Here is a 13,169-nt window from a genome sequence, read left to right as displayed (position 1 = left end):
TTTCATCTTAATTTTTACTATCCTTTAACAGCACCTGCAGTCATACCGTCTATGAAATATTTCTGGAAAGCAATAAACAGTATGAAAATTGGAACGATGGAGAAAAAGGAGCCCACGATCAATAGGTCATAGTTATTGCCATAAGGAGTTAACAACGTTTTCAAACCGATTGGAAGTGTATATTTACTCTGATCTCCGAGCACCATGAATGGCCACAATAGGTTATTCCAGCTATTCATACCATTCAAAATGGCCATTGCCGCAAAGGATGGCTTCATAATCGGCATAATTAGTCTGAAATAAATCGCATACTCGTTTGCTCCATCAACCCGCCCAGATTGAATAATCTCTTTGGGTATGCTTCGTAGATATTGCCTGAAGAAAAATATGGTCGCGGCATTGGCTATACCGGGCAGAATGATTGCCGAATAGCTATTCACCATTCCCAAATCATTAATTAGACTGTACAAAGGAACCAGCAGTATTTCGAAAGGCACCATCATAATGAGCAAAACACATATAAAGAGGAAGTTCTTACCTTTAAAATGATAAGCTGCAAAACCATATGCAACAAATGCGCTTACAAAAAGTGTTAAAACCACTTGAACGATTGTTAAAATCATACTATTCCAAAACCATACAAAATAATCATGTTCTCCAGTAAAAAGATAGATGAAATTCTCAAAACTCATGATTTCAAAATCCAAACTTAGGTTAAGACCATATCTAATTAATGATTCACCTGGTTTAAAGGAAGATAGGGCCACTGCGTAGAATGGGATCATGATTATAACGAATAGTATAACGAAGAAACAAATCATTACTATTCTAGAGATGAAATCACTCCTCGTCTGACTTTTGCCCACTCTATTCCTCCTCCTTTTTGAACATTCCACTAAATTTCAACTGCGTTAAATTGATAACCATAGCAATGACCAACAGAATGATACCAACTGCAGCTGCGTAACCCAGCTTATTCTGCTCAATCCCTTGTCTATACAGGTATCCAACAATGGTTAAACCAATATTTTGGGGTGATTTGTTACCGTTAAACATCATCAGGCTCTCGGTAAACATGGCTAAACCTGCATAAACACTAATTGTGGTAACATATACCGTGGTCGGCTTCAATAATGGCATTGTGATCATTCTAAACTTCTGCCAAGCAGATGCCCCGTCAATGGAAGCAGCCTCATAATATTCATTGTCGATGCTTTTCAAACCGGATAGATAGTAAAGCATATTAACGCCTGTCCATCTCCAACATGCGAGGATTAACAGTGCTGCCATACTCCAATTTCCGTCTTTCAAAAATTTAATAGGCTCTATACCAAATAGACCCAGGAAACTGTTCATTAATGAACCTTCCATTTCACCGAATGTCAGGCGGAAAATGGTCCCCGCAACTGCGACAGATGTTAATGCAGGGAGAAAGAACGAAGATTTAAAAAACTCTCTTCCCATCATTAACTTACTGTTGATCATAACGGCAAATAACATGGGAAAGGGAATTAACAGCACTAAGGTTCCTATCATGTACACAACGCTATTTTTAATAGATATCAAAAACACTTTATCAGTAAGCAATTTCGAATAGTTCGCTTCACCAATCCATTTAGGATCCTGTCCCAGCATCCGATCTTGAAAACTCATTACGAAGGAATTTACAAGCGGATACAACCAGAAGATCAAAAATATGAGTATAAATGGCAATACAAAAACATAAGGCGCAACTTTTTGAGAGTATACAAATTTCTTTATCATATTCTCAATCTCCCTTGACTATGGTTAAACCTGCCGACAACTATACCTGCCAACAGGTTTAATCGAATCATTTACTTATTATATTTATTTCAATTCTTGTTCAATGGCTGCTTGTGCTTCATCCAACGCTTCCTTCACGTCTTGGCCATCTTCAAAGATCGCATTCAAAGTAACCGTATTGAATATATTGCCGATCGTCGGTGAAGCTTTAACGGATTTAATCGCTTGAATTTCGTCTTTGATTTCATTCAAAGTATCAAATGCATTTGTTTTAAAGTATTGGACGTATTCATTTTCAGGGTTTTTCGTTACTGCATCATCTTTCCATACTTCCATGTTGATTGGGTCAAATCCAAGTGTATTCCAGATTTCAGTAGTAGCTTCTTTCGAAAGCTTAGCAAAGGCTACAAATTCTTTTGCCAGCTGAACGTCTGTACCATTCTTGGTAACAACTGTGCCAGTACCGCCTAAGCCAACGGAGCGAGGGTTACCTTCTTCAAATACAGGCAATGGAGCTATTGCATACTTACCTTTAAGGTCTTTCATTTCGTTTACAAAGCGGGACATGTACCACTCAGGCATTAATGCACTTGCGTAGTTGCCTTTGTTATATTCGCCTTTTGCTTCTTCTGTGTCGGGTTGTCCGCCAGGGATCGTATGAATAACATTGTTCTTCTGCAGATCGACTAACATTTCAAGCGCTTTAATCATTTCAGGCGAATTCACTTTTGGATTACCATTTTCATCTGTGAAATCAGCATTTTGCTGAGCTAGCAGCAGCGATGCTTGGAACGAAGCTGACGTATCAGCAGTACCTAAGTACTTGCCAGTCTTTTCGTAAACCTGGATACCTGCTTGTTTGTAATCTTCCCACGTTTTGATGGTCTTGTAGTCAACACCTGCTTGTTCGAGAATTTCAGTGTTGTAGAAAGCAAGCGTAGCACCTACGTGATAATCAAAGCCATAAACCTGATCGGCTTTGGAGTAAATCTCGACACGTGAAGGAACAACAGTGTCTTTGTATGGTGCAAATACATCATTCAAAGATTCCAGGGGAACGTTGTCACCTTCCAAAAATTTAGGGAATTTACCAAGCTCAATATCCGCGATATCAGGAGCACCTTTTCCGCTTGTAACTGCCAATAAGAGCTTGTTGTGCATATCATCGTAAGGCATAACCGTTACATTCAACTTAATCTGTTTGTCTGGGTTCTGTTGGTTCCATAACCCAAGCATTTTATCCAAATGCTTGCCGTGCAAATCTACGAATGTCCAAAATGACAATTCTGTTGCATTCTCACCGGCATTAGCCCCTAATTGCTTTGTTTCCGTTTTTGAACCAGAAGGATTACCACATGCAGTAAAGACAAGTGACATAATAAGGAGTGTAACGATGAAGATTAAAGCACTGCGTTTTTTCATTTGTTCGTCATCCTCTCTTTTTTGTTATGCAGTTGAAAAGTCGGCTGACTAGTTAATTCTGTTCATTTAAGCGGTTACAATCCATCTTGGGACCACCATCCTTAACATAATTCTAACCCTTCAAAGAAAAGACCCCTTCGCAACAATTTCTTAGATTCCATATTGTAAGCGCTATACATGCCGTACTAATATATATATGAAATAAGCTTTATATAACCAATTGATTATAAAATCATAAAGTTTATGGGGAGATCCAACTTTTTGAAAAAGCTGGCGCTCTACAAACAAATTCGAGAAGATATAATAAGGAAAATTAAACCAGGACGGCTTCGGCCAACGGACCGCATTCCTTCTGAGCAAGAACTAATGGACGAATTCAGAGTAAGTAAAATAACGTCAAGAACGCCCTAACCCTATACTAGCTGGACGAAGGAGTTATTTTACGCATACAAGGCAAAGGCTCATTCGTCTCACCTAGTCTTCCTCTATCGAATCAAACGTCATTCGTACACTATTTGTCGCTAGATAAATTCCCGTGTGTGTTCATCGACCGCTATCTGCGCAACATTGAGACGTACACCATTACATCCGACAATTACGGCGGTGCGTATAAAGCTGTATCCCATTTGTTATCCAAGAGTCAATCAGGAGATTGCGCTCATCTCACCTGAAAATGCCAATACAGCCGTCGAGGATCGCACGCTCGGCTTCGAGCAGGCGTAGCTTATTTGCAGCAGGATGAACAGGAAATGGCACGAACAGCCATAAAGCTGTTATGTGAACAAATGAATAATATCTATTCTCCTAAGTACGCCGTCATTCCCGTACAACTCATCTTCCCTTGACACGACAAACGTTGCAGCCAGGCGATAGATGAACTGGGTGTATTGTTTGGTTTTACCAGCGATGTTGTTCATGATTGTCTGCCCAGAAAAGTTTGTTCATGATACAAAAAAACTTACTCAAGCAAAATATTCAATTCTTTCAACTTTTATCTCACCACAGGATTTCATCATAATACTATTTAGATAATTACCTAATCTGAAATTACACAATGTTCTTGTTCTCAGCTTGAGACAAGAACTTGGTTCATTAAAACAAAAAAGCCGCTATAATAGCGACTTTGAATGGAACAATGTTCTTGTCCTTGTACATTTTTTTTGAAGGATCACTTTCTTTGTGATATTCTTCATCCTGGTCGCTAGTGGCATCCAATGAATCCTCCACTTCAAACGGATCGTTGTATCCGTCTCCACCTGCTGCCTCATATTCTTCTGGCGCCTGTTCAAGAACCCCCGGCGCTATGCTCATTTCGTTTTGGCCTTTTCTTTTATGATTTGAACAAACAAAAAAAGAGCGTCTAATCATCATTAATTAGCTGCTGCTTTTTGAGCTAAAGGTACTAAAACGTTTCTCCAACTTTCTAAAGCAACTTATGTTTCAATAGATTAGAAATTCCCCATACAACTAATGAAGATAGAACTAAGCAGCACCCAGCAACTGATACATAAGTCCATTGACCCACACTCCACAAATAACTACTTAATGTTGAACCGCAAGCTCCACCAAAAAATGTACTAACCATTAAAACCGTATTAAGTCTACTCTTAGCGCTTTCATCTAAGGCATAAATACGTGTTTGATTCATAACTTGGGTGCCTTGGACACCTAGATCCATAAGTATGATTCCTAAAATTAGAATCAGGACGCTGCCGTTCCAGACAAACAAAGCAAACGAAAGCAAGAGTATGACAATCATGATACCGATTACCTGCGAAGGCTTAAATTGATCAACAAGTCGTCCGATCCATGGAACACCCAGAGCTCCAACCACACCAACCAATCCAAACAAACCAGCGATCTGACTAGAATAATGGTAGGGATATTCTTCAAGCAAAAATACTAGAGAGGTCCAAAAGAGGCTGAATGCAGAAAAATTGAGTGCCCCTATAAAAATAGCTTCCCTCAAAAGACGATGTTCTCGCAGTAACGTCCACAAAGATTTTAAAAGTTGTCTATACGATGATGAAGGTCGCGGCTTATCGTCTGGTAACTGGATTCGGAGAACTATAAGCAAAATAAACATCAGAATAGCTGCCATTACATACATCCATCGCCAACCAATGGACCCACCAATAATACCCGAAACCGTTCTGGCCAATAGAATGCCAAAGAGTAGGCCACTTGTTATTGTACCTATAACCTTCCCTCGAACCTCTGATTTGGCTAATTGAGCAGAAAGAGGAATAAGAATTTGTGGAACGACTGTAGTAAGTCCAACCAATAAACTTGCAAGGTATAGCCACATGATTGTTGACGATATTGCCATACCTACAAGTGCAAAAGTGACACATAAAAGAAGAGTAGATATTAAATTTCTGCGATTCTGCACATCCCCCAATGGGACAAACAACAACAAACCCACAGCATAACCTATTTGTGTAAAAGTAGAAACATAGCCAGCTTGATCTTTTGTGATCTCGAATGTATCAGCAATATCTGCTAATAGCGGCTGATTATAATAAATATTGGCGACCGCAAGTCCAGATGCGGCCGCCATTGTTAACAATAATGATTTACTTAATTCTTTAGGCATCTCGGAACCTAGTCATATCGGGCATAGGCAGTTTTTCGTCCTTATTAAGCGATGAAATTTGTAAGACCTCTTCATCCGAGAGTACAAAATCGAAAATGTTATGATTTTCCATCATCCTGATTTTATTAAATGATTTAGGGATGGTCACAAACCCGCTTTGAATGTCCCAGCGAAGTATGACCTGAGCCACAGATTTGTTGTGTCTTTTCGCAATCTCAAGCAGTGTCGGGTGTTCATTTAGGAGCCCCTTCATCAGCGGAGACCAAGCTTCCATTTGAATTTGATGTTGCTTGCAATACGCAGTCAGCTCATTACGAGTTAGCTGAGGGTGAAACTCAACCTGATTAACCATAGGTTGAATGGTGGCAACAGTCTTTAGCTGTTCCAGGTCCGCGATTTCAAAATTACTAACTCCGATTGCTCTTACTTTCTCTTGCTTGTAAAGCTCCTCTAAGGCCTTCCAAGTTTCAAATGATTTACCTTCAACAGGCCAGTGAATCAAATATAAATCTAAATAATCCAGTTTTAGTGCTTCGAGACTTTTGTTAAATGCCGCAAGGGTAGATTCGTATCCCTGATCCCCATTAGCTACTTTGGTTGTGACAAAAATATTTTCTCGCTTTACTCCAGACTGGGTAATAGCCTGTCCAACTTGATTTTCGTTGCGATACGCGGTCGCAGTATCAATACTCAAGTACCCGTTTTGCAAGGCGTATTTAACAGGCTCTGTTGCATCTTCGCGCTCAGCTGTCCAAACGCCAAGGCCCATCCAAGGCATTTTTACACCATTCCGTAAAACAGTAAAGGTATCGTTCATTTTGTTATCCTCCTTAAATTGAGATTTAACCTTTTACAATATCTTCAATAAGATCAAGTTCATTTTGTGCAAATGTTACATCGCTGGTTAGGCTATTCAGAATTACTTGATCTTTCCGTTTTCCTCCTGGAATAACAGCATCTATACCTTCCTGAGAAAGAAGCCAGGCAAGTGATAAATTGGTTACCGTTGTTTCCTTTTCTTCCGCCATTTCTTTCAGCCTACTGACGATTTTCAAGTTCTTTTTAAATGCTTCTTGCTCAAACAACGGTTGACCCTTTCTCCAATCCCCTTCTGTTAACTTAAATTCTTCCGTGTACTTTCCACCAAGTAAACCATAGGCAAGTGGTCCGTATGGAATAAAGGAAATGTTATTTTCTCTAGTGTAAGGTAGTAATTCTTCCTCAGCAGATCGATCAAGCAAGTTGTACGGTGACTGCAAAACAGATATATCTCCATGAACATTCGCCTCTTTGAGTTGACTCAACGAAACATTCGAGATGCCGATGGCTTTAATTTTCCCTTCCTGCTTGAATTTCGTTAGTTCACCAATTGCTTCTACCAATGGAGTTTTAAGGTCAGGAAAATGAAGATAGTACAAATCTATGTAATCTGTCTTCAACCGCTGTAAACTCCTTTCGAGTGCAGTACGCATGTACTCAGGAGTATTATCTACTACAACAGATCCATCTTCAAACCAACGTCGTGCACCTTTTGTCGCAACCACTACGTCAGTTCTATTGTGTCTCTTAAGCACATCTCCTATAAGTTCTTCTGAGCGACCTTTCCCATAAATATCTGCTGTATCTATAAATGTGATACCTAACTGTAATGCTGCATCAACCATTTCAATGCCATCAGCCTCATTCAAATCAGTGAATAAATTATGACCCCCGACCGCATTTGTACCCAGTCCAATTTCGGACACCTTCAGATCAGTACCACGTAACTTCTGATATATCATATTAGAATATCGCTCCTATATTAGAGATTTTCCTTACACCTGTCATTCTAAAGGCTGGAGTTAAAACAAAAAACAAACTAAAAAAGAGTTTCTTTATTAGAAACTCTTTAACTTAAATTTAAATGTTTTAGTTCCAGAGATAGTTGTCTGCTGTAGCGCTTTACCATGTTGGACAATGAACGTATAGACCTTCTTCTAATACTATCTGTATCACCATGGATAGCCAGTGAACCGATCACAACGTCATTTACATAGATCGGAGCAGCCAAGCACCGTTTTCCAAGATTCGTCTCTTCATCATCGATGGCAAATCCTTGTTCTTTGATCACCTCTAAATGATGTTTGAACAAATCCTTATCATTGAATGTCTTACTCGTGATGTTATTTAATGAAATTTTCTTCAGAATCTGAGCTTGAATCTCAGACGGTAAATTAGCAAACACAGCTTTTCCTATTGCGCTTGAATAAATAGGTAGTCTTTTACCTGTAGCCTCTAAATCCAGCATCATGGAAGGTGTCTGAATTACACTTTTAATTACAAGCTCTTCATCTTCAAGTACACCAAGAAACACTTTTTCTCCACTTATTTGAGCCAATCGAAATGGCGTATCAAGTGAAGTCCACTGAATATCACGGATTACATGTACACGATCATCAAAGAAAATATTAGGGTTCAAGTAATAGTTTTTCTCAACTTTTTTTATGTATTCCATCTTCTCTAAGGTATATAGCATTTTATAAACAGTTGTCTTATTGAGAGATAACTCTTTCATGATTTGGCTTAATGACAAGGAATGCCGTTCGCGCAATAAATCAAGAATAAGAAGTCCTCTTTTCAACGTAGTGAGTTCATAGGATTCCATTTTAGTTTACACCTCAATTCAAAGAATGATTTTTGAAATTTAATATAAGGTAATATTAAACTTCTTTCAATAGATCGTACTTTTAGCCCTTTGCATTATTATTCCATTAATATGGAACCAGGATACAATTGCACCTCCAAAGCCTTTAATAGCTTCTGTAGCATCATCACGTTCGGGCCTCCAGACGCCAAACCCATCTGCACTCCATTCCTGAGTTGGGTATAGTAACGGTAATAGATACATCCCTCCTGAAGATTTCTAAAAACCTCCTGGATTTTAAATCCAAGAGGTTATTGTAAAGATACATATCAAAAATTCAGGTGTCTGATGATTCTAGTCCAAATCTGAACCATTGGATGCAATGACTTTCTTGTACCAGCCAAAGCTTTTCTTTCTTATTCTTCTTAACGTCCCTTTGCCGGCGTTATCTTTATCAACGTAAATATATCCGTACCGTTTTTTCATTTCCCCGGTGGATGCGCTAATCAAGTCAATGGGCCCCCAGCTAGTATATCCGATCAGATCAACGCCGTCCTGAATCGCTTTAGAAACTTGCGATAGATGCTCGCGCAGATAGTCAATCCGATAATCATCATTAATGATGTCGTTTGCTTCTACGTGATCTACTGCTCCCAGACCGTTTTCCACGATAAACAATGGTTTCTGGTAACGATCATATAAAAGATTTAGAGCAATTCTTAATCCAAGGGGATCAATTTGCCACCCCCATTCCGACGAAGGCAAATATGGATTTTTCACTCCACCGAATAGATTGCCGGCCGTCGTTTCTTTCCCATCCGGATTTGCGCTAACTGCACGGCTCATATAGTAACTGAAACCAATGTAATCCACGGGGTAACTCTTCAGAATATCATCATCCCCGGGTTCGGTTTCAAGCACCACGTTGTTCTCTTTGAAAAATTGCGCGGCATATGAAGGGTATCCCCCTCTAGCTTGTACATCTCCAAACATCAATATCTCCCGTTCTCCTTGTAACGCAGCAAAAATATCTTCAGGAGCACTCGTTAATGGATATGCAGGAATATAGGCTAACATACAACCAATTTGAGCCTCTGGCATAACTTCATGGCATGCTTTGACCGCAAGTGCACTCGCAACGAACTGATGATGGGCGGCTTGGTATTGAAGCTGTTTTTTATTTTCTCCTTCTTGAGGGATGATTCCACCGCCTGTAAAAGGATAGTGAGCAAGGATGTTAATTTCATTAAACGTCATCCAATACTTGACTTTTCCCTTGAACCTTTCGAACAGAACTTTGGCATACCGTTCATAAAATTCAATGATCTTACGGCTTCTCCATCCACCATATTTCTTAGCTAGCCCTAATGGCATTTCATAATGTGAGATGGTAATGACAGGTTCTATGTTATATTTTAGCAATTCGTTGATTAAACGTTCATAAAAATGGAGTCCTTCTTCGTTGGGAAGCAGCTCGTCTCCCTCTGGAAAAATCCGTGACCACGCAATGGATGTGCGAAAACAACGGAACCCCATCTCTGCGAACAGTGCAATATCTTCTTGGTAACGGTGGTAGAAGTCTATTGCTTCATGAGAAGGATATTGGTCTTCGGGCGATTCCAAGATTGGACCTGTAATTCCATGCGGCAATACATCTGCCGTAGACAATCCTTTTCCATCTTCCAAATAAGCCCCTTCGACCTGATTGGCGGCTACTGCGCCGCCCCACAAAAAGTTTTCAGGGAATGTGTATATGTTCATTTTCAAATATTCTCTCCTATCCCTTCCGGTTAGACAACAAGCGTCAGCAATTTATCTTGAGCTGTAACCGAAGAATGGGTTGTTTCAATAACGTCCAGGTAATCGGCAGTATTCGAAATAATAATAGGGGTAATCGGGTTGTACCCTGCTTCCTTGATTTTCTCCAAATCAAAATCAATCAATAGATCTCCCTGTTTGACTGGATCTCCTGCCTTCACTCGTGGCGTGAAATGCTGACCTTTTAGTTGAACGGTGTTGATGCCTACATGAATCAATATTTCTCCCCCATTCTCTGACATTAGAATGACGGCATGTCCTGATTTGAGGACGGTGCCTACGGTACCGTTCACTGGAGACAGTACTTGTCCAACGGTCGGAACAATAGCGATCCCTTTCCCCATAGCACCTTCCGCAAATGCTGGATCGGGAACTTCAGTCAATGATTTTACTTCTCCCGTTAATGGGCTGAGAAGCACTTCCTTTTTCAAAATCGGTTCAACAGCACTTGCAATTATTTTAGATTGTTCCATATTTTTTTCGTTTTCAGTAATGTTCACCTTGACCTGTTCATTCGCTGCAATTTCTTGTTTATCTTGATAATCAAAAAGAATCGTCAGAATTAAGCCCATTCCCATCGAAACGGTGATTCCAATCAAGTAGTAACCAACCGGTTCAAATGCACCAATGGAGAAAACATTCTGGAAAACAAAAGCTGTAGCATACGTATGGAATGCACCATTAATGGCCCCACCAATAGCTCCTGCAATAATGACATACGGGATTGTACGTTTGTAACGAAGCAATATTCCGTAGACCGTTGGCTCAGAGACACCGGCTAGCAATAAACTTAACGTAGAAGAACCGGCGATGGATCTTAGCGCCTTTTCCTTTTTAGACTTAAGGAAGACAGCGAGTGCTACGCCGGCCATGGCAAAGTTGGAGGCTGCCCACATCGCAAGAATGGGATCCGTCCCATTCGTTAGGTTCGCCAGAACGATCGGAATGATGCCCCAATGAAGACCGAAAACAACAAGGAAAAAGATTAATCCACCAATGACAGCGCCTGTTAACAATCCACTTACACCCATAAGATAATTAATGGCATCTGCTATAGCGTTTCCGATGTACACTCCAAACGGACCAAAAATCATCGCGGTGAGTGGTACAATGATGACCAGACACAACAATGGCACCAAGAACGTCTGGAGCTCTTTGTGAATGATTTTTTTAAACCATTTTTCGACATAAGAAAAAATCCAAATAGCAACAAATACCGGGAAGACCGTTGCGGAATAATCCATTAAAATAACAGGGATACCCAAAAAGGATGACGTATCTCCATTGGCCAATAACCCGGTAAAGTTCGGTTCCATCAACGATGCACCGATCACTCCACCGACGTAAGGATTAGCACCAAATTTGATGGATGCAGTGATACCTAGGAATATAGGCAAGAAATAAAAGACTGCATTCGCTGCTGCAGCCAAAATGAGATAGGTTCCACTTTCGGCAGATATCCACCCAAAAGAAATGAACAGTGTTAAAAAGGCTTTAAGAATCCCGGCCCCGGCCATTGCAGGCAACAGTGGAGACAAACTTCCGGAAATGACTGCAAAAATTCTGGACATCAACTTCTCTTTCGATGGCTCCGGATCTGCGGAGTCAGAACTCCCATGATCCAAGTTGCTGGTCTTCTTGATCTCTTGGTATACATGCGAAACGTCATTTCCGATAACCACTTGAAATTGACCGCCACTTTCAACAACGGTCAGGACACCTTCCAAACTTTTCAGCTTCTCTTTATCTGGCAATTGGTTGTCCTTAAGATTAAATCTTAACCGAGTTGCACAATGGACCAGATTAGATACATTCTCCTCCCCACCAATATTTTGCATAATATCCTTAGCTAATTTTTCGTACTTCATTACATAGCTCCTTTTAACTTATTCTGGGTATATATAAAATAAAAAACCTGAATAGGTGATGAAGCACATCAATAAAATGCACATCTCACTTATCCAGGCTTTGCCCAACGAATGGTAACAACCCTGATCTATATTGTTGGTGAAAACTAGTTCCTGCTGGTCACGCGCCTGATATGGAGCATAAAATAAACCATTTCAGCCTCGGTCGTTTCAATCTGATACTCTTTTCGTAAGTAAATTCTAACCTTCTCACTACAGGCAAAAGCTTCAGGATATTTGGAAACCACTTGTTTGTACAGTTCATCGTCTTCGCTTGGAATCGTCTCGTTACGCAAAGCGCGATACGAAAAATATCTCAAATGAGTCACAAAGCGACTGTAGTTTAACGAATTCTCATCCAATTCAATACCATAATGAAGGGTTACTATATTAAGGATACCTTGGACCATTCGGGTAACGAGCACAGTCTGTTCCATTTCCTGACCGTCCTGCTGTCCATTGACAAAATGCATGGCGATAAAACCAGCTTCGTCAATAGGAAGCGCAAACCCGGTTTTGTTTTCTATCATTTGTAGCGCATGCAACGCAGTTCGATACTCTTTCGAGTAAAATTTTTGTATCTCCCAGAGTAATGCATTTTTGAGGCCCATTCCCTGCGCAGAGCGGGTTATTGCATAACTAATATGGTCGGTAAGGGCCAAATAAATATTGTTGCTAAAGGAAGTTTGCAAATCTTTCGCTGCGTATCGAATAATCTGATCCGTTAATTCCAAATGCTCTGGAGGAATTTCACTTAACAATGTAGACAGCCGTTCCGATAACTCTTTCGTCTCCATTACAAAAGTCTTTTCAATTCTTGTCGGGTCTATATCTTCACCTGCCGTTTTTTGGTAGGCCAGTCCCTTTCCAATAACAATGACCTCGGATCGATTGGGCCCTTCTACTAGGGCAACATTATTGTTAAATATTTTCTTAATCCTCACGATTTCGCCCACTTTATCATTTTTAATAACAGAACAAAAAGCCTAAACAAACCCAAGACTAAATATCATTTAGCACGGATTGGTTTAGGCTTTGC

The 13,169-nt window shown here is 40.1% G+C and carries 14 protein-coding genes; 2 read left to right on the top strand and 12 right to left on the bottom strand.

From position 1 onward, the window contains the following. Positions 1-17 precede the first annotated feature (17 nt). The 3 genes from ACQSGY_RS06855 to ACQSGY_RS06845 all read right to left on the bottom strand — a co-directional run bounded on the left by ACQSGY_RS06855 (position 18) and on the right by ACQSGY_RS06845 (position 3,186). Positions 18-821: a carbohydrate ABC transporter permease gene (locus ACQSGY_RS06855; protein ID WP_427051497.1), complete on the bottom strand. Its 804-nt coding sequence runs from the start codon at positions 819-821 to the stop codon at positions 18-20. Between the two features lie 46 nt (positions 822-867). Then, positions 868-1,764: a carbohydrate ABC transporter permease gene (locus ACQSGY_RS06850; protein ID WP_427051245.1), complete on the bottom strand. Its 897-nt coding sequence runs from the start codon at positions 1,762-1,764 to the stop codon at positions 868-870. A gap of 84 nt (positions 1,765-1,848) precedes the next feature. Then, positions 1,849-3,186 carry an ABC transporter substrate-binding protein gene (locus ACQSGY_RS06845; RefSeq protein ID WP_427051244.1) on the bottom strand — a complete coding sequence of 446 codons (1,338 nt, stop codon included), beginning with the start codon at positions 3,184-3,186 and terminating at the stop codon, positions 1,849-1,851. Positions 3,187-3,429: 243 nt separating this feature from the next. On the opposite strand from ACQSGY_RS06845, the gene ACQSGY_RS06840 reads away from it, so the two are divergent. Together ACQSGY_RS06840 and ACQSGY_RS06835 are read left to right on the top strand one after the other, a co-directional pair. Then, positions 3,430-3,597, top strand: a complete 168-nt coding sequence (locus ACQSGY_RS06840) for a GntR family transcriptional regulator (RefSeq protein ID WP_427051243.1) — start codon at positions 3,430-3,432, stop codon at positions 3,595-3,597. Positions 3,598-3,753: 156 nt separating this feature from the next. Then, positions 3,754-3,909: a hypothetical protein gene (locus tag ACQSGY_RS06835; RefSeq protein ID WP_427051241.1), complete on the top strand. Its 156-nt coding sequence runs from the start codon at positions 3,754-3,756 to the stop codon at positions 3,907-3,909. Positions 3,910-3,959: 50 nt separating this feature from the next. On the opposite strand, the gene ACQSGY_RS06830 is transcribed toward ACQSGY_RS06835, so the two are convergent. The 9 genes from ACQSGY_RS06830 to licT all read right to left on the bottom strand — a co-directional run bounded on the left by ACQSGY_RS06830 (position 3,960) and on the right by licT (position 13,074). Beyond that, positions 3,960-4,103: a hypothetical protein gene (locus ACQSGY_RS06830; RefSeq protein ID WP_427051240.1), complete on the bottom strand. Its 144-nt coding sequence runs from the start codon at positions 4,101-4,103 to the stop codon at positions 3,960-3,962. A 175-nt stretch (positions 4,104-4,278) separates the two neighbouring features. Continuing rightward, positions 4,279-4,557 (bottom strand): hypothetical protein, encoded by a 279-nt coding sequence (locus ACQSGY_RS06825; protein WP_427051239.1) that lies wholly within the window; start codon positions 4,555-4,557, stop codon positions 4,279-4,281. A gap of 52 nt (positions 4,558-4,609) precedes the next feature. Beyond that, positions 4,610-5,782, bottom strand: a complete 1,173-nt coding sequence (locus tag ACQSGY_RS06820) for an MFS transporter (RefSeq protein WP_427051238.1) — start codon at positions 5,780-5,782, stop codon at positions 4,610-4,612. Next, a complete protein-coding gene (locus ACQSGY_RS06815; RefSeq protein WP_427051237.1) occupies positions 5,775-6,599 on the bottom strand; it encodes an aldo/keto reductase in 825 nt (274 codons plus the stop codon). The genes ACQSGY_RS06820 and ACQSGY_RS06815 overlap by 8 nt, the downstream gene beginning before the upstream one ends. A gap of 25 nt (positions 6,600-6,624) precedes the next feature. Next, on the bottom strand, positions 6,625-7,563 hold the full coding sequence (locus ACQSGY_RS06810; RefSeq protein ID WP_427051236.1) for an aldo/keto reductase: 939 nt from the start codon (positions 7,561-7,563) through the stop codon (positions 6,625-6,627). A 107-nt stretch (positions 7,564-7,670) separates the two neighbouring features. Beyond that, positions 7,671-8,426, bottom strand: coding sequence for an IclR family transcriptional regulator (locus tag ACQSGY_RS06805; RefSeq protein ID WP_427051235.1), 756 nt, complete (start codon positions 8,424-8,426; stop codon positions 7,671-7,673). Positions 8,427-8,759: 333 nt separating this feature from the next. Then, positions 8,760-10,172: a 6-phospho-beta-glucosidase gene (gene ascB / locus ACQSGY_RS06800; RefSeq protein ID WP_427051233.1), complete on the bottom strand. Its 1,413-nt coding sequence runs from the start codon at positions 10,170-10,172 to the stop codon at positions 8,760-8,762. A 23-nt stretch (positions 10,173-10,195) separates the two neighbouring features. After that, the gene (locus ACQSGY_RS06795) at positions 10,196-12,091 is read right to left on the bottom strand and encodes a beta-glucoside-specific PTS transporter subunit IIABC (RefSeq protein WP_427051232.1); all 1,896 of its coding nucleotides are present in this window, start codon (positions 12,089-12,091) and stop codon (positions 10,196-10,198) included. A 146-nt stretch (positions 12,092-12,237) separates the two neighbouring features. Next, complete coding sequence (gene licT / locus ACQSGY_RS06790) at positions 12,238-13,074, bottom strand: BglG family transcription antiterminator LicT (RefSeq protein WP_427051231.1); 837 nt, start codon at positions 13,072-13,074, stop codon at positions 12,238-12,240. Positions 13,075-13,169 lie beyond the last annotated feature (95 nt).

The sequence above is a fragment of the Paenibacillus sp. TC-CSREp1 genome, from assembly GCF_050171015.1.
In the GTDB taxonomy this organism is placed as follows: domain Bacteria; phylum Bacillota; class Bacilli; order Paenibacillales; family Paenibacillaceae; genus Paenibacillus; species Paenibacillus silvae.
This window is presented reverse-complemented; position numbering and strand designations above follow the sequence as displayed.